Raw genomic sequence first — 15,915 nt, forward strand, 5'->3', positions numbered from 1 at the left:
ATAAGCAAATCGCGTTAACGTATTGGGAAATCATTGTGCGACTTAAACTAGTTAGTCTATTAATTATATTGTCAGGGTTATCGGCGTGTAGCACAACCGAAAAACCAACTAAAAACAGCGATAACGTAAGTAACCGCACTAATGCTCTGCAAAATCAGGCAACCAGTGCGCAATCTATCTACCAATTGGCGCAAAACCGCCAAGGTGCCGATAAAATACAGTTATTGTATAGTGCCCGTGATGCTGCGATTAGTGAGCAAAATTGGCCTTTGTTAGAGAAAATTGGTAATGAGCTTGAATTAACCGCAAGTGTTGATCAAATCCAAAACCGTCTTTATATTGCATTTGCACAAAAACAACAGAATAAGAATGATCAAGCTTTGGTGATTTTACAATCGCTAGACGGACAACTTACTCAACCTGAGCATTTTGCATGGCATCAGTTTTTAACAGCCAGTATTTATGCATCGCAAAATTTTCCTAAAAAAGCTGCCCCCTACTTCTTTAGAGCCTCTGAAACAGCAACAAAAAACAATATAGAAATCCCTCAGCTCAATCAAAATTTGTGGGATAACTTAAAACAGCTCTCTTCATATGCGCTTGAACGTTTTAACCGTGGTTCGGTTATCCAGCAAGGCTGGGTAAACCTTGGTCTATACTATCAAGTATATGCAAGTAGCGGCGTGGAGCTAGACCAAGCAATTAATAATTGGCGCAGACGCTATATTGGGCATCCGGCTTTTTCTGTATTACCTGAACAGGACGAAATGCTTACTGAGCTCGCCCCTATTAATATAGAGCGTTTAGTTGTGTTGTTTCCACAATCAGGCCCTAACGAACGCTTAGGTGATGCGCTTAAAGCCGGTGTGTTAGCTGCACTTGATACGCAAACTATCAACGACACTATTTTTATTGATGAAAACCTAAGCACTGAGGAAATCGCAGCGCAACTTGAAGAAATAAAGCCTGATTTTGTAATTGGTCCTCTACTTAAAGCAAATATTGATAAACTAGCCAATGCACAAACTCTTATTGATACTCCGGTACTGCATTTAAACACTTTTGATGGTGAGCGCATTTCGCTTCAGCATTATTACTTTGCATTGAACCCTGAACACGAAGTACAGCAAGCTCTGGAGCACTTTTTAACTAAGGGCTATCAAAAGCCTATGTTGCTTGCGCCAAATAATGCAAATGGCCAACGTTTAGTTGATTATTTTAACCTACAGTGGCAACGCTACAGCGAAACCAAGCCACAAATCGGTTTTTATAACGATAAAAAAGATATGCCGAACACAATTACCAGCTTATTAGAAGTTGATAAGTCAAAAGATCGCATACAAACAGTTAAAGCATTATTTAAGCAAGAAGTAGAAAACGAAACGCGTTCACGCAGTGATATAGACGTTATTTATATTTTGGGTGATGCAATAGAAACTCGCTTAATTAAACCTTACCTTGATGTAAACGTCAGTACATTTGCTGATCGTATCCCACTTTATGCAAGCTCTAAAAGTCATAGTAAACAAATTGACAGTACAGACAAAGGCGACTTAGACGGCCTATACTTCACTGAATTACCGTGGATGCTTGATTCACAAATTAAACAACATAATTTACGCCAGCAGTACAACTCTCTATGGCCTGAGCAAATTGATATTAGCCAACGCTTATTTGCAATGGCGTACGATGCAGTATCAATATTACATGACATTAGACAGTTAAGCGTAATGCCAGGCAACCAATATAGTGGTTTAAGCGGTAAGCTATCTGTTAATACCAGCGGCCATATAGAACGTATGCTCGACTGGGCTCAATATACAAACCGTCGCATTAAGCCTGTGCAATTAGAAACACAACGCCCGGTACCATTGTTTATGCAATCAGCGGGTGATATACAAACTATAAATTAAACTTTATTAAGTTAAGGGGGCGGCATGTCGTGGTTTAAAGAGCTGTGGCACAATAGTCGCGAAAAAGGCCAGTATTATGAGCTTGAAGCGCAAAAATACTTAGTTACTCAGGGCTTAACACCCATTGAACGTAATTATTACTGCCCCTTTGGCGAGCTTGATGTCATTATGAAAGAAGGCGACACCCTTGTATTCATTGAGGTCAAGTTTCGCAAAAATAATGCCCGTGGCGGTGCCAACTATGCACTTAGCCCACAAAAACAAGCTCGATTAAAACGTAGTATTTATCATTACTTAGCAGCTAAAAATTTAACTAACCAAGCACTAAGAATTGATTATGTAGCCATTACAGGAGAAGCATCTCCTAATATTAATTGGCTTAAAAATGTATTTTAAACGCAAATACAAAGATAAATTATTGGTAGGCTATGCAAGACACAATTAAAGAAATTTTTACAGAAAGCATTCAAGTTCAAATCGCTGCTGGTGAAGTGCTACCTAGTGCGCTTGAGTCAGCTGCATTTACTATTGCACAAAGTCTGATCAACGGAAATAAACTCATTTGCTGCGGTACTGCTAATTGCCACATGCTCGCCCAGCACATGGCGGGTGTATTGGTTAATCACTATGAAACCGAGCGTCCTTGTTTGCCGGCAATTGCTCTATCGCAAGAAAACGTTAACCTTGGACAAAGTACTCAGGTAGACGATCACGATACATTTGCTCGTCAAGTCCGCGCTTTTGCCCAGCAAGGTGATTTATTGCTTGTACTGGCTATTAACGGTAACGAAAAACATGTTATTTCTGCCGTTGAAGCTGCACTAACTAAAGATATGAAGGTCATAGTTATGGTTGGTGATGATGGTGGCGAGTTGGTTGGCCTACTTGGCCCTAACGATGTTGAAATTAGATCCCCATCTAAACGCCCTAGCCGCATTATCGAATCCCATTTAGTTAACTTACATTGTTTAAGCGAACTTGTTGATTTAACGCTTTTCCCTCAGGATGAAAATTATGTTTAAACGCTCTCTTATTGTTTTAGGTACTGTTGTATTACTACAAGGCTGCGCAGCTGCTGTTGTTGCAGGTACAGCCAGTGCAGTAACTGCAGCGAACGATCGCCGTACCATTGGCTCTCAAATTGACGATAACAATATTGAAATAAAAGCGAGTATTGCACTTAGCGAAGTAGAACGCCTTGAAAAGTTTGCCAATATAAGCGCTGTAAGCGTTAACGGTATTGTTTTACTTGTAGGCCAAGTATCTAATGAAGAAATGAGAAACGAAGCACAGCGTACCATTGAGGGCGTTTCAGGTATTCGTAAGATACATAACCAAATTCGTATTGGCTCAAATATTGGCATTACTACACAAACGCATGACTCTTGGTTAACTTCTAAAGTAAAAGCTCAGCTACTAACAGCAAAAGACATTAGCAGTAATAACATTAAAGTAGTTACTGAAAACGCTGAAGTATTTTTAATGGGTTTAGTATCTGACTCTGAGTCTACTCAAGCTGTAAACATTGCCCGAAATGTATCTGGCGTAGAGCGTGTAATTAAAGTATTTGAATACTTGTAAACACAAAATACAGACATAAAAAAACCGCTTATTAAGCGGTTTTTTTTGCATTTACTTATTATTTAATAACGCGTAAATGAGAGCCTTTTTTCTTCTGTGGCTTTTCTGGTGGTGTTTCATCAATAAATTCAGCTGATGAATCAACACTTTCAAGCTCAGGCACAAAATCGTCTTCGTCCTCTAAAAACTCATCTGCAGTAAAGACTGTTCCTTCGCCATTTTCACGCGCGTATATTGCAAGCACAGCACCTAGAGGCACATACACTTGCATTGGCTGACCACCAAAGCGCGCATTGAAGCTAAGTTGGGTTAAGTCTAACGAAAACTGTGTGACCGCTGATGGACTTATGTTTAAAACAATTTGTCCGTCTTGAACAAACTGTGTTGGCACTTGTACATTTGCAAACCCAGCGTCTACCACTAAATGCGGTGTACACTCGTTATCGACTATCCAATCAAAAAAAGCACGTAATAAATAAGGACGATTAGGCGTCATTATAAACGGATCTCACGCTCAGCTTCAGTTAAAGAGGCTTGGAATGACTCACGTTCAAATAAACGGATCATATACTCTTTAAGCTCTTTAGAACCTGCACCATTAAGCTCAATACCAAACTCTGGTAAACGCCATAATAGTGGAGCTAAATAACAATCTACTAAGCTAAACTCTTCACTCATAAAGTAAGGTGCTTCGCTAAAAATAGGTGCTACAGCAAGTAATGCTTCTGTTAGCTCTTTACGAGCTTGAGCAGCATCTGACGTGTTGTTACTGATTTTGTCAGCTAGGCTGTACCAATCAGTATCAATACGATGCATCATTAAGCGGCTACGACCACGCATTACCGGGTAAACAGGCATTAGTGGAGGATGAGGAAAACGCTCATCAAGGTATTCCATGATGATGTTTGCCTGGTATAAACCAAGCTCACGGTCAATCAGTGTTGGCACTGTGCCGTAAGGGTTAATTTCGTGAAGTGCTTCTGGCAAGTTATCTTTTTCAGCCAAATGAATATCTACACTTACACCTTTTTCCGCAAGTACAATACGTACTTGGTGGCTATACATACAGTTAGCACCAGAAAAAAGGGTCATTACAGGGCGCTTATTGGCAGCTACGGCCATGCCTATACCTCCATTAAATAACTAAAACAGCAAAAGGGGCTTAAGCCCCTATTGCAAAATTACCTTTAAAAATGTTCAACTTAATGAACATCTCTCCAGTATTCTTTCTTAAGCATAAATGCCAAGATAAATAGAATTATTAAGAATCCTATTACCTTAATACCTAGCGCTTCCGATTCAAGACGTGAAGGTTCACCCACGTACTCAAGGAAGTTTGTTAAATCACGAGCCGCTTGGTCGTATTCATCTACGCTTAATTCACCCGTACCATCAGTTTCAGTAGCAATAACTTTGGTCACAGTGTGGCCATGTTCTTCTACTTCTTTAGTGATAGGCGTTGGTAAACCTTGTAGTTCTTGAAGAACATGAGGCATACCTACCGATGGAAAAACAATATTGTTAACTCCAAACGGGCGAGATTCATCTTTATAAAACGATTTTAGGTACGTGTAAATATAATCTGGTGATTTTACACGTGCAATAAGAGTTAAATCCGGCGGAGCCGCACCAAACCATTTTGCTGCATCGTCTTTTGTAATTGCGTTGGTGATATGGCTACCTACTTTAGAGCCGTCAAAAATTAACTGCTCTAAACCGACTTCTGTTGGGATACCGATATCACGAAAAGTACGTTCATAACGTTGATACTGCATTTGGTGACAACCAAGACAGTAGTTCATGAACAACTTTGCACCGCGTTGTAAAGATGGTTGATCAGTAAGGTCGTTATTCGCTTCCATTAAAGGAACCGACGGACCTGCTGCCATAACCATGTTAGGCAACAAGTTTACTGATAAAGCAAATAAACCAATAATAAGCTTCTTCATCATTTCGTTAACCTCTCTGGCAATGGCTTAGTTTTTTCGTTCTTACTGTATACAAACAACAGTACGAAGAACATAAAGTAAGTCACAGTACAGATTTGAGAAATAATCGTTTTCATATCAGTTTGTGGAGTTGCACCCACCCAACCAAGAAGAACGAAAGTTACAACAAAGCCTGCAATGTTCCATTTATGGAAACCACAACGGTAACGAACCGATTTAACTCTACCACGGTCTATCCAAGGTAGTAATGCAAGTACTACAATCGATGCACCCATCGCCGCAACACCAATTAACTTATCAGGGATTGCACGTAAGATTGCATAGAATGGCGTAAAGTACCAAACTGGGAAAATATGCTCAGGTGTTTTAAGTGGGTTAGCTGCCTCGAAGTTTGGACCTTCTAAAAAGAAGCCATTCATCGCCGGCATAAAGAACACAACCCAACAAAACAGTATTAAGAAACCAACCACACCCACAATATCTTTAACTGTGTAGTAAGGGTGGAACGGTATCGCATCAACAATGTCTTTTTTGTTAGTGTAATACTCGTGGAATTTAAATTTAGGCTTATCTTCTTCAGCTACTGAGCCTTTCTTACGTTTAATCTCAATACCTTCAGGGTTATTTGAACCCACTTCGTGTAGAGCAACAATGTGTAAGAAAACTAAGATTACAATAACCAGTGGTAGTGCAATTACATGTAATGCAAAGAAGCGATTAAGCGTTGCACCTGATATTACGTAGTCACCACGGATCCAAAGTGTTAAGTCATCACCAATAACCGGAATAGCACCGAATAATGAAATGATTACTTGTGCGCCCCAGAACGACATTTGGCCCCATGGTAATAAGTATCCCATGAATGCTTCAGCCATTAGCGCTAAGAAAATGAACATACCAAATAACCACAGTAATTCACGCGGTTTTTGGTAAGAACCGTAGATCATGCCACGGAACATATGCATATATACAACGATGAAAAACGCTGATGCACCTGTTGAGTGCAAGTAACGTAGTAACCAGCCATATTCTACATCACGCATGATGTACTCTACCGAAGCAAAAGCACCTTCAGCAGACGGAACAAAGTTCATCGTTAACCAAATACCTGTTAGGATTTGGTTTACTAGTACTAACATGGCTAGTGAGCCAAAAAAGTACCAGAAGTTAAAGTTTTTAGGTGCTGGATACTGTGCAATGTGCATGTTCCAAACACGTGTCATTGGGATTCGGTCGTCTATCCAACCAATAATCTTACCAAACATTAGGCTACCCCTCTTTCTTCGCCCACTAAAATAGTGGTGTCATCTAGAAAAGTATAAGGTGGTATTTCTAAGTTTAATGGTGCAGGTACCGATTGAAATACTCGACCAGCCATATCAAATTTAGAACCGTGGCACGGGCAGTAGAAACCGTCATCAGTCCCTTCTACTTTCTCACCAAAATTACCTTGTAAAAAGCCTGGTGAACATCCTAAATGCGTACAAATACCTACAGCCAAAAATATTTCTGGACGTAATGAACGGTAATCATTTGTTGATGATTCTAATTGTTGTGGCTCTTGCGATTGCGGATCACGAAGTTGACCTTCATGTTCTTTCATCTGCTCAAGCATTTTTGGGGTACGTGATACAACCCATACAGGTTTACCACGCCACTCGACACGTATTAATTGTCCAGGCTCAAGTTTGCTGATATCTACTTCTACAGGCGCACCCGCAGATTTAGCTCGCTCACTTGGATTCCAAGACGCAATAAAAGGAACAGCAGCCCCAGCCGCACCAACACCACCTACAACAGAGGTAGCTATGGTTAAAAAGCGACGTCGGCCATTGTCTACAGGCGCATTGCTCATCCACTTATCTCCACTATGATTCTCAACACTTGCTATATTGAGAACATCAGTTACAGCAGGTTAATTATTCGAAATTTTTAAAATAGAAGCGATCATAATTAAAACCCTTGATTAAAACAAGGTTATTCAAAGCCCCATGCTCGAATAAACCTGACTTGATCAAAAATTTGATTAAGCTAGCTCGAGAATAAAGCCGAACGACTATAATAACGCTTCTGTAAAAACAATATACTGACCGAGATCAACACCACTAAGAGGAAACAGTAAAAACTGTACATAGTGTCGTTAAACTCACTCATTTTACTTCCACGCCAATTGTAGCAAAAAATTCCACCAATTAACTGATGGATTTAAACTAATTACGATAATTATTTAACTTTTTTGCAGCTATCTGAGTGTTTTTTAACTTTCGTTCGATTAATACGCAGTTATTAATAAATTTGATCATCATTAATTACAGCAATACCAAGTATCGCGACCGCTATAAACAAATTTAAATTAAGTAGCAAATGTAAACTTTTTGATTTGAAAACAAAAAACCCAGCATAAGCTGGGTTTTTGAATTCTTGATAACGTATAGATTAACGTTTTGAGAACTGTGGACGCTTACGCGCTTTCTTAAGACCCACTTTCTTACGTTCAACTTTACGTGCATCACGTGTAACAAAACCTGCTTTACGAAGTTGTGGACGTAGTGACTCGTCAAACTCCATAAGTGCACGAGTGATACCGTGACGGATAGCACCAGCTTGACCAGTTGTACCACCACCAGAAACGGTGATGTAAAGGTCAAATTTTTCAGTCATATCAACTAGCTCAAGAGCTTGATGAACAACCATGCGTGCTGTTTCGCGACCAAAATACTCTTCTAGAGAGCGTTTGTTGATTACGATGTTACCAGTGCCTGGGCGTAAGAATACGCGAGCACTTGAACTTTTACGACGACCTGTACCGTAGTATTGATTTGCCATGATGGTGCTCCTTAAATGTCTAGAACCTGAGGCTGTTGTGCAGCATGGTTATGCTCAGTACCTGCGTAAACTTTAAGTTTACGGTACATAGCGCGGCCTAAAGGACCACGTGGCAACATGCCTTTTACAGCTTTCTCGATGATCATTTCAGGCTTTGCAGCTTGAAGTTTATCAAAAGTAGTAGACTTAAGGCCACCTGGAAAACCAGAGTGAGCGTAGTACACTTTATCTTTGAATTTGTTACCAGTTACAGTAACTTTTTCAGCGTTGATAACGATGATGTAATCACCAGTATCTACGTGAGGAGTGTATTCAGCTTTATGCTTACCGCGTAGGCGGTGAGCGATTTCAGTAGCGATGCGACCTAAAGTTTTACCTTCAGCGTCAACTACGTACCAGTCACGTTTTACTGTTTCTGGTTTAGCAACAAACGTTTTCATTTATAAAAATCCAATGTTTTTCAATTAAAACCACAAGTAGTTAATATTAACTACTGCTCTAAGTTTGCTATAACCCCTTCGAGTTTTAGACTTTTGCGCCGCTCACAAGTGGCTAGACTATATGAGGACATAGAACGCAACGTGGCAGACGCGGGAGTATACCAGCACTTAAAACACATTGCTACTCGCCGGTTGTTTTTTCCACAAGAAATTTCAGAAATAAGAAGTACTATATATGTACCTCTTTTTTATAGTTGCCCTATTACACATTTACTTACTTATTTAAACTAAATGCTCTCTAGCTAAATATTCTAAGGATTGCATTTCTTGTAAACGACTAATACAACGCTTAAATTCAAAATTTAAATTACCTTGGGTATAAAGTTCGGTAATAGGTTTTTCAGCCGATATAATTAAAGTTACGTGGCGCTCGTAAAATTCATCCACTAAAGCAATAAAGCGTCTAGCAGCATCATCATTAGTTTGCCCTAGCTGTTTTACGTTAGAAATAATCACCGTATTGTATAAGCGGCTAATCTCCATGTAATCGACCTGGCTACGTGCTGTTTCGCACAATTCACTAAACTCAAACATCACAACGCATTTAGCTACTTTACGCGTTTTGATTTTTCGCCCTTCTATCTCTATCGGCTCATCTAATTGCCCTGGCTCTGGCGATAACTTATCGAAGTACTCAAATAGGTTCTTATCCGCATCTTCATCTAACGGACTATGAAAAATTTCAGCTTGCTCTAAAGTACGTAATCGGTAATCGATACCTGAATCTACATTAACTATCTCGGTATTTTTTTTAACAAGTTCAATCGCGGGTACAAAACGTGCTCGCTGTAAGCCATTTCTGTAAAGTTCATCAGGCACTATATTAGAGGTTGCTACAAGTACTATACCCCGTGCAAATAGCGCTTCCATTAAGCCACCTAATAGCATTGCATCAGTAATATCTTGTACAAAAAACTCATCAAAGCAAATAATGTCTGTTTCAGCTTTAAAAGTGTCAGCAATTTTTTCTAATGGATTAGCCGTATTATTTAGCTTTTTAAGCTCATTATGCACTCGGTGCATAAATCGATGAAAGTGCACACGCATTTTACGTGTGCCCGGTAATGATTCGTAAAAAGTGTCAACTAAATAAGTTTTACCACGCCCTACTCCCCCCCAAAAGTACAAACCTTTTACAGGCGCAGGTTCTTCTTTACTAAATAGCTTAGCAAAAAAGCCTTTTTGTTTTGGCTTTGTCTGAGTTAGGTCATCGTATAGACGTTGTAAATGGCGCACAGCATTTTCTTGTGCTGCGTCGTGTACAAAGTCATCTCGCTTTAAGTCTTGTTGGTATGTTTGCCAAGGAGTCATATCTATTTACAGTTAAAACACAGTTTAATTTGCAAAGCATATTAACACGCATCATAACTCGGGGTATATTACACTTAGTATGATTTATAATTGAATCGGTATTCGTTAGTTATTTTCCCAAAGGGGTAGTTTTTATGGGCACAGTTATGTGGGTAGGTTTGATTGTTATTGTTGCTGTTGTAGCATTTTTTATTGGCGCATTTGTTACTAAAAAACAGTTCAAACAAGATGAATTAAAAGAGCAAGCAGAGCAAGCTGAAAATGCGTTAGAGCAGTATCGCCAAGATGTCGCTGATCATTTAGCGAATACTGGTAAGCTCGTAAATAAAATGAAAGAAAACTATGATCAACTGCTTAGTCACGTTGAAGAAACAAACCAGCTTCTTCTAGAAGATAGAAATAAAGCACCAGCTGAACCATTCTTTTCAAAAGAAACTACAGAACAACTGCAGGCTTCATTAAAAGAGCGTCAATGCGATCGTTCTACAGCCGCAGCACAACCAGCTGATTATGTATCAGGTGAATCAGGTTTATTTGCTGGTCAAAATAAAGTTTCAGAACATTCTAAAGCATCTTGATGAACTTTTTTTTGACCCCATAGTCTTTAGATATAACAGCTTTGTTGTTTTATCTTAATAAACCGAAAAGGGCTGCTGTAAAGTAGCCCTTTTTGTTTTGCTTTATCTTAAGTGGAGTTACCCCTGACTATGAAAATGAAATTATCACTTATCAGCGCAGCTATTCTATCTACAAGCTTGTTAATGAGCCCTGTAGCGTCTTATGCAAAAATGCCAATTGCAGTAAATGGTCAACAACTACCAACTCTTGCCCCCATGTTAGAGAAAATATCTCCAGGTGTTGTAAGTATCCAAGTTTCAGGCTCAAAAGAAGTACGCCGCCGTGCAGATCCGCTTGAATACTTTTTTGGACAGCAACAGCCTCGCAGTCAAAAGCGTCAATTTAGTGGGTTAGGCTCTGGGGTAATTATTGATGCTGATGAGGGTTATGTAGTCACTAATAATCACGTAATCCAAGATGCCGAAAAAATGGTAGTAACCCTCGAAGATGGCCGTGAATTTGAAGCAACTAAAATTGGTACTGATACAGAATCAGACATCGCTCTTTTACAAATAGACGCTGATGACTTAACTGAAATAAAACTCGCAAATTCAGATAGTTTACGAGTGGGCGACTTTGCCGTCGCTATTGGTAACCCATTTGGACTTAGCCACACAGTTACATCTGGTATTGTTAGCGCTCTTGGCCGTAGTGGTTTAAATATTGAGGGCTACGAAGATTTCATTCAAACCGATGCTGCTATCAACCAAGGCAACTCTGGTGGTGCACTAGTTAACTTAAACGGTGAATTGATTGGTATTAACACTGCTATTTTAGGTGCTTCTGGCGGTAACGTGGGTATTGGTTTTGCCATTCCATCAAACATGATGAAAAACTTAGTTGATCAAATTGTTGAACACGGTGAAGTACGCCGAGGGTCGCTGGGTATCTCTGGCCGCCCACTTGATGCAGGCCTTGCTAAAGCGCAGCAACTTGACGTTAAACAAGGTGCTTATGTAATGCAAGTAATGGACGACACTGCCGCAAGTAAAGCAGGTATAAAAGCAGGTGACGTAATTGTTAGCATTAATGGCGGTGATATTAGTGGTTTCCATGAACTACGCAGCAAAATTGCTACGCTAGGTGAAGGCCGCGAAATAAAACTTGGTATTTACCGCGATGGTAAAATTAAAACGGTAAAAGTAACTCTTGATGGTGCATCAGGTGTTACAGCGACTGGCGAAGAGCTGCATCCTGCGTTCCAAGGCGCGACACTTGAAAACGTGCAAAAAAATAGTAATAAAGGTGTTGAGGTTACGTCTGTAGACCCTCGCTCACCTTCTGCCCGTGTTGGCCTTGAAGAAGGTGATATTATTATGCAAGTGAATCGCCAACGAGTAGAGACTATTCGTGATATGAATAAGATTATCGAAAACACTAAAGGTAATATCGTACTTGGCGTACAACGTGGTCGTGAGTCTATATTTATTTTAATTCAGTAATAAATAGCACTATTAATGTAATAAAAATAACAGTGGCACTTGCCGCTGTTATTTTTTTTATGTCATCATAAAGAGATTGCTCACTTACATAATAAGAAAACTGTGCTGAAATTAATAAAATTTATTCTCCCCCCTTTATTTGCAGGTCTAAGTATTGCTTTTTTAGTGGTTTTTTTCAGCCCTAATATGCGAGCCGCCTTACTCCCTAATGTTCCCCTTCCAAGCGCGATGAGTGCGAGTCACCTGAGTTTTTCTGATGCAGTTAAACGAGCAGCTCCTTCTGTAGTTACTATTTTTTCAGAAAGCATTTCCAAAGAACCTCGTTATAAAAGAAAAAACACGGTACAAGAGCTAGGCTCTGGCGTCATTATGTCGCAAGACGGTTATATTCTTACTAACTACCATGTTGTGAATAATGCAGACCAAATTATGGTTATCTTAACCGATGGCCGACGCTTTTTTGATGTGCAACTAATTGGTTTTGATACCATTACTGATTTAGCCTTACTTAAAATCAATGCAGATCACCTCCCGGTGATTCCCGTAAACGATAGCTATGTATCAAATGTAGGCGATGTTGTACTTGCTATAGGCAACCCGCTTAACTTAGGGCAAACAATCACTCAAGGCATTATTAGTGCAACGGGTAAGCAAAAAATTACAGATAGCCCTTACAATAACTTATTGCAAATGGATGCAGCTATTAACGTGGGCAACTCCGGCGGCGCATTAGTTAACTCCAATGGTGATTTAGTCGGCATTACTTCTGCACAATTTAAAACGCGTGAGAACTTGAATATTCAAGGAATATTTTTTGCGGTTCCTTACTCACTTGCTAAAAAAGTGATGGGTAAACTCATTCGTCACGGTCGCGTTGTACGCGGCTATTTAGGCTTTGAAGGCACAGCAGTAGATAGTACAGGTAAAGAAGTAAACGACAGCCTAACGCCGGTTACCGGCATGCGCATTACTAATTTAGACCCTTTGGGGCCAGCATGGCAAGCGGGTATTGAAGAGCAAGATATCGTCATTAAAATTGCAGGGCTTTCGGTAGCAAACCCACAGAAAGTGCTTGAAAAAATAGGTAATACGGAGCCCGGTAAAGAAATAGAATTTGAGCTATACAGAGATGGGAAAATAGAAAAAATCATGGTGGTGGTAGCTGAACTTGAAACAAAGCTTTAATAAATAGTAATACCAATCGTCAATAAAAAAGTCGGATAGCAATTTGCGTATCCGACCTTTTTAAAATAGCTTAACTAGTTATCTACTTAGCTACTTCTACGTTTAATGTTTGCACCCAACGCACTTAGCTTATCTTCAATGCGCTGATAGCCTCTATCAACGTGATAAATACGGTCAACAACCGTTTCACCCTGTGCCACTATACCCGTTAAGATTAAGCTAGCTGAAGCGCGTAAATCGGTTGCCATCACTTGCGCGCCCGTTAAGCTTTCAGTCTCACCACAAATTGCGGTATGCCCTTCTAAACGAATATTAGCGCCCATACGCTGCAACTCTGGTACATGCATAAAACGGTTTTCAAAAATCGTTTCTGTGATCGTTGCACTACCATTTGCTACTACATTTAATGCTGTAAACTGAGCTTGCATATCCGTAGGAAAACCTGGGTGTGGAGCTGTTTTAATATTCACGGCTTTCAGTTCTCGGCCGCGCATATCAAGATAAATACTGTCGTTATGCACTTCTAGATGTGCATTTGTTGCGCGTAACTTTTCAATCACAGGCTCAAGAGAATGAAAGTCAGTGTTTTTACAAAGTACTTCACCGCCTGCCATTGCTGCAGCGACTAAAAACGTCCCAGTTTCAATTCGGTCAGGTAAAATACTGTGTTCACAGCCAGCTAAACGCTCAACGCCTTCAACTTCAATGCGGCTAGTACCTGCACCTGTGATTTTAGCGCCCATAGCAATTAGGCAGTTAGCTAAATCAATTATTTCAGGCTCGCGTGCCGCATTATCAAGTATGGTTTTACCATCAGCGAGGGCCGCTGCCATTAATAGGTTTTCGGTAGCGCCTACACTTACCATTTCCATAAAAATTTCAGCGCCTTTTAAGCGACCATTTACCTTGGCATTAATATAACCATTTTCAACGTTTATTTGTGCGCCCATGCGCTCCAAACCTTGAATATGAATATCAACTGGGCGAGCGCCAATGGCGCACCCACCAGGTAAAGACACTTGAGCTTCACCAAAACGTGCAACTAGAGGTCCTAATGCAAGCACAGAGGCACGCATTTGCTTTACTAAGTCGTAAGGCGCTAATGTTTTATTAACCGTTGCACCGTCAATTACTAGGGTATCGCCCTGCCAATTAACATCTGCACCTAAAGTTTTTAATAAGGCTTCAGTGGTCACTATGTCGCGAAGACGCGGTACATTAGTAAATATACTTTTGCCATCAGCTAATAGTGAAGCAAATAAAATAGGCAGTGCGGCATTTTTAGCGCCCGAAATAGTCACTTCACCAGCAAGTGAAGTGCCACCTTGAATTACAAATTGATCCATTAGGAGGCCCTAGTTATTGCGGTAAAATGAATTTTTGTTCACGCTTCCACTCTACAGGAGTAAATGCACGAATAGATACTGCGTGAATTGTCCCATCTGAAATTGTATTCATTAATGGACCATAAACTAGCTGCTGCTTTTTAACTCGGCTTAAACCGTCAAAGCATTCGCCTACTGCAACAACTTCATAATGACTACCATTGGCTTTTACATGTACTTCAGCTAATTGAAGTTCTTCGCGTAATAATGTTTCGACTTGGCTAGTTTCCATAACTCTCACTCAAATAGGGTTGTAACCTGACCCAATTGCATTAAATTTTGCAATTGCTCAGGTAGGTTTTGCAATTCAAGGCGAATGCCTTGCTGCTTTAATTCTGCAAAAGAGTGAATTAACCAAGCTAAGCCTGCTGTGTCAACCCTTGATACTCCACTTAGGTCGAAATAGATGATTTTATGCTTAGTTAATAACTTATTGTTCAGAAGCTGTTCATCGCCAATTGAATTTCGAGTAAGCTCACCGCTTACTCCAAAATGTTGTCCATCAACTTGGCTTATTGCCAATTTAGTCATTCGAGTTACTGCCTCTAAACTGAACTGGTAGCTGACTCTTTTGCTCTAAAAGGTTACTTACATTATCAATACCTTGCTGACGCAAAATACCTTGCAGCTCGCTTTGCTTTGCATCCAGTAAACTAATACCTTCGGCAATCATATCGTACGCGCGCCATTCACCGTCGCGGTCTTCGCGTACTTTAAAATCGATTCTGATATCAGGTTTACCGTCTTCAATAATTTTAGTCTTAATAACAACGACGTCTTTACCTTTAAACGCTTGCTCTGCACCAAGCTCAACTTTCTGGTTTGTGTATTGAGTAAATACACCTGCATAAGTAGCAACTAAGTACTCTCTAAATACACCAATAAAGCGTTGAATTTCTTTAATTGCTTTGGCCTTTTCAGCCTCGTCGGTAATTGCACGAACTTTAGATACTTCACTGCCAAGTACACGAAGTGCTGCATATTTATAGTCGATATAAGGCATTAATTCTTCTTCGACTATTACGCGAAGGTATTCCTGATCTTTAACAATTAATGGCTGATCTTTTTTAATGCGCGCAAATGTATTATCGGCAACTTGGCGTACCATTTTATTAGGATCGATTAATTTCACATCTGCTGCACTTACGCTTTGAGTTAGCGTCATTGTGCCAATTGCTACAATAGCTAAAAACTTTTTCAACATA

Annotated in this window: 19 protein-coding genes; 7 read left to right on the plus strand and 12 right to left on the minus strand. The window is 39.9% G+C overall.

What is annotated here, in order from left to right; translation table 11 throughout:
* Window positions 1–35 precede the first annotated feature (35 nt).
* The 4 genes from ABX891_RS15315 to dolP are packed head-to-tail and all read left to right on the plus strand — an operon-like array spanning window position 36 to window position 3,494.
* Window positions 36–1,913, plus strand: coding sequence for a penicillin-binding protein activator (locus tag ABX891_RS15315; RefSeq protein ID WP_002957971.1), 1,878 nt, complete (start codon window positions 36–38; stop codon window positions 1,911–1,913).
* Between the two features lie 24 nt (window positions 1,914–1,937).
* A complete protein-coding gene (locus ABX891_RS15320; RefSeq protein ID WP_002957970.1) occupies window positions 1,938–2,309 on the plus strand; it encodes a YraN family protein in 372 nt (123 codons plus the stop codon).
* Between the two features lie 32 nt (window positions 2,310–2,341).
* The gene (locus tag ABX891_RS15325) at window positions 2,342–2,935 is read left to right on the plus strand and encodes an SIS domain-containing protein (RefSeq protein ID WP_002957968.1); all 594 of its coding nucleotides are present in this window, start codon (window positions 2,342–2,344) and stop codon (window positions 2,933–2,935) included.
* Window positions 2,928–3,494: a division/outer membrane stress-associated lipid-binding lipoprotein gene (dolP, locus tag ABX891_RS15330; protein ID WP_002957967.1), complete on the plus strand. Its 567-nt coding sequence runs from the start codon at window positions 2,928–2,930 to the stop codon at window positions 3,492–3,494. The genes ABX891_RS15325 and dolP overlap by 8 nt, the downstream gene beginning before the upstream one ends.
* A 58-nt stretch (window positions 3,495–3,552) precedes the next feature.
* Here the strand turns inward: dolP and ABX891_RS15335 are convergent, their stop codons facing one another.
* From ABX891_RS15335 to zapE, 8 genes are all read right to left on the minus strand, one after another.
* Window positions 3,553–3,990, minus strand: a complete 438-nt coding sequence (locus ABX891_RS15335) for a ClpXP protease specificity-enhancing factor (protein ID WP_002957966.1) — start codon at window positions 3,988–3,990, stop codon at window positions 3,553–3,555.
* Window positions 3,990–4,616, minus strand: a complete 627-nt coding sequence (gene sspA, locus ABX891_RS15340) for a stringent starvation protein SspA (RefSeq protein WP_002957965.1) — start codon at window positions 4,614–4,616, stop codon at window positions 3,990–3,992. Before sspA ends, ABX891_RS15335 begins: the two co-directional genes overlap by 1 nt.
* A gap of 80 nt (window positions 4,617–4,696) precedes the next feature.
* Window positions 4,697–5,446, minus strand: coding sequence for a cytochrome c1 (locus ABX891_RS15345; RefSeq protein ID WP_002957964.1), 750 nt, complete (start codon window positions 5,444–5,446; stop codon window positions 4,697–4,699).
* On the minus strand, window positions 5,443–6,708 hold the full coding sequence (locus ABX891_RS15350) for a cytochrome b (RefSeq protein ID WP_002957963.1): 1,266 nt from the start codon (window positions 6,706–6,708) through the stop codon (window positions 5,443–5,445). Before ABX891_RS15350 ends, ABX891_RS15345 begins: the two co-directional genes overlap by 4 nt.
* A complete protein-coding gene (gene petA, locus ABX891_RS15355) occupies window positions 6,708–7,298 on the minus strand; it encodes a ubiquinol-cytochrome c reductase iron-sulfur subunit (protein ID WP_002957962.1) in 591 nt (196 codons plus the stop codon). Before petA ends, ABX891_RS15350 begins: the two co-directional genes overlap by 1 nt.
* A 581-nt stretch (window positions 7,299–7,879) precedes the next feature.
* Window positions 7,880–8,272: a 30S ribosomal protein S9 gene (gene rpsI, locus ABX891_RS15360; RefSeq protein WP_024595789.1), complete on the minus strand. Its 393-nt coding sequence runs from the start codon at window positions 8,270–8,272 to the stop codon at window positions 7,880–7,882.
* 8 nt (window positions 8,273–8,280) lie between these two features.
* Window positions 8,281–8,709 carry a 50S ribosomal protein L13 gene (gene rplM, locus ABX891_RS15365; RefSeq protein ID WP_002957960.1) on the minus strand — a complete coding sequence of 143 codons (429 nt, stop codon included), beginning with the start codon at window positions 8,707–8,709 and terminating at the stop codon, window positions 8,281–8,283.
* A 282-nt stretch (window positions 8,710–8,991) separates the two neighbouring features.
* Window positions 8,992–10,080 (minus strand): cell division protein ZapE, encoded by a 1,089-nt coding sequence (gene zapE / locus ABX891_RS15370; protein ID WP_354629841.1) that lies wholly within the window; start codon window positions 10,078–10,080, stop codon window positions 8,992–8,994.
* A 134-nt stretch (window positions 10,081–10,214) separates the two neighbouring features.
* Here zapE and ABX891_RS15375 point away from each other — a divergent pair, with 134 nt between their 5' ends.
* The 3 genes from ABX891_RS15375 (at window position 10,215) to ABX891_RS15385 (ending at window position 13,325) form a co-directional block, all read left to right on the plus strand.
* Window positions 10,215–10,658, plus strand: coding sequence for a Z-ring associated ZapG family protein (locus ABX891_RS15375; RefSeq protein ID WP_002957957.1), 444 nt, complete (start codon window positions 10,215–10,217; stop codon window positions 10,656–10,658).
* Window positions 10,659–10,787: 129 nt separating this feature from the next.
* Window positions 10,788–12,140, plus strand: coding sequence for a Do family serine endopeptidase (locus tag ABX891_RS15380; RefSeq protein WP_024606350.1), 1,353 nt, complete (start codon window positions 10,788–10,790; stop codon window positions 12,138–12,140).
* 102 nt (window positions 12,141–12,242) lie between these two features.
* Window positions 12,243–13,325: a trypsin-like peptidase domain-containing protein gene (locus tag ABX891_RS15385; protein ID WP_024595792.1), complete on the plus strand. Its 1,083-nt coding sequence runs from the start codon at window positions 12,243–12,245 to the stop codon at window positions 13,323–13,325.
* A gap of 86 nt (window positions 13,326–13,411) precedes the next feature.
* On the opposite strand, the gene murA is transcribed toward ABX891_RS15385, so the two are convergent.
* Genes murA through ABX891_RS15405 form a run of 4 tightly spaced genes read right to left on the minus strand, consistent with a single transcriptional unit; the run spans window position 13,412 to window position 15,914 of the window.
* Window positions 13,412–14,671 (minus strand): UDP-N-acetylglucosamine 1-carboxyvinyltransferase, encoded by a 1,260-nt coding sequence (murA, locus tag ABX891_RS15390; RefSeq protein WP_002957954.1) that lies wholly within the window; start codon window positions 14,669–14,671, stop codon window positions 13,412–13,414.
* A 13-nt stretch (window positions 14,672–14,684) separates the two neighbouring features.
* On the minus strand, window positions 14,685–14,942 hold the full coding sequence (locus tag ABX891_RS15395; protein WP_002957953.1) for a BolA family protein: 258 nt from the start codon (window positions 14,940–14,942) through the stop codon (window positions 14,685–14,687).
* A 5-nt stretch (window positions 14,943–14,947) separates the two neighbouring features.
* Window positions 14,948–15,241 (minus strand): STAS domain-containing protein, encoded by a 294-nt coding sequence (locus tag ABX891_RS15400; protein ID WP_002957952.1) that lies wholly within the window; start codon window positions 15,239–15,241, stop codon window positions 14,948–14,950.
* Entirely contained in the window at window positions 15,234–15,914 is a 681-nt protein-coding gene (locus ABX891_RS15405; RefSeq protein ID WP_354629842.1) for an MlaC/ttg2D family ABC transporter substrate-binding protein, read from the minus strand. The genes ABX891_RS15400 and ABX891_RS15405 overlap by 8 nt, the downstream gene beginning before the upstream one ends.
* Window position 15,915 lies beyond the last annotated feature (1 nt).

Origin of the sequence: Pseudoalteromonas sp. NCIMB 1079 (assembly GCF_040567695.1) — a bacterium.
Taxonomy (GTDB): Bacteria; Pseudomonadota; Gammaproteobacteria; order Enterobacterales; family Alteromonadaceae; genus Pseudoalteromonas; species Pseudoalteromonas distincta.

Bases quoted from the DNA above. Each gene is read 5' to 3' on its own strand.
- ABX891_RS15350 (WP_002957963.1), bottom strand. From the start codon at position 6,708: ATGTTTGGTAAGATTATTGGTTGGATAGACGACCGAATCCCAATGACA.
- dolP (WP_002957967.1), top strand. From the start codon at position 2,928: ATGTTTAAACGCTCTCTTATTGTTTTAGGTACTGTTGTATTACTACAA.
- ABX891_RS15375 (WP_002957957.1), top strand. From the start codon at position 10,215: ATGGGCACAGTTATGTGGGTAGGTTTGATTGTTATTGTTGCTGTTGTA.
- ABX891_RS15405 (WP_354629842.1), bottom strand. From the start codon at position 15,914: ATGTTGAAAAAGTTTTTAGCTATTGTAGCAATTGGCACAATGACGCTA.
- sspA (WP_002957965.1), bottom strand. From the start codon at position 4,616: ATGGCCGTAGCTGCCAATAAGCGCCCTGTAATGACCCTTTTTTCTGGT.
- ABX891_RS15395 (WP_002957953.1), bottom strand. From the start codon at position 14,942: ATGGAAACTAGCCAAGTCGAAACATTATTACGCGAAGAACTTCAATTA.
- ABX891_RS15345 (WP_002957964.1), bottom strand. From the start codon at position 5,446: ATGATGAAGAAGCTTATTATTGGTTTATTTGCTTTATCAGTAAACTTG.
- zapE (WP_354629841.1), bottom strand. From the start codon at position 10,080: ATGACTCCTTGGCAAACATACCAACAAGACTTAAAGCGAGATGACTTT.
- ABX891_RS15325 (WP_002957968.1), top strand. From the start codon at position 2,342: ATGCAAGACACAATTAAAGAAATTTTTACAGAAAGCATTCAAGTTCAA.
- petA (WP_002957962.1), bottom strand. From the start codon at position 7,298: ATGAGCAATGCGCCTGTAGACAATGGCCGACGTCGCTTTTTAACCATA.
- ABX891_RS15320 (WP_002957970.1), top strand. From the start codon at position 1,938: ATGTCGTGGTTTAAAGAGCTGTGGCACAATAGTCGCGAAAAAGGCCAG.
- ABX891_RS15400 (WP_002957952.1), bottom strand. From the start codon at position 15,241: ATGACTAAATTGGCAATAAGCCAAGTTGATGGACAACATTTTGGAGTA.
- rplM (WP_002957960.1), bottom strand. From the start codon at position 8,709: ATGAAAACGTTTGTTGCTAAACCAGAAACAGTAAAACGTGACTGGTAC.
- ABX891_RS15380 (WP_024606350.1), top strand. From the start codon at position 10,788: ATGAAAATGAAATTATCACTTATCAGCGCAGCTATTCTATCTACAAGC.
- ABX891_RS15335 (WP_002957966.1), bottom strand. From the start codon at position 3,990: ATGACGCCTAATCGTCCTTATTTATTACGTGCTTTTTTTGATTGGATA.
- murA (WP_002957954.1), bottom strand. From the start codon at position 14,671: ATGGATCAATTTGTAATTCAAGGTGGCACTTCACTTGCTGGTGAAGTG.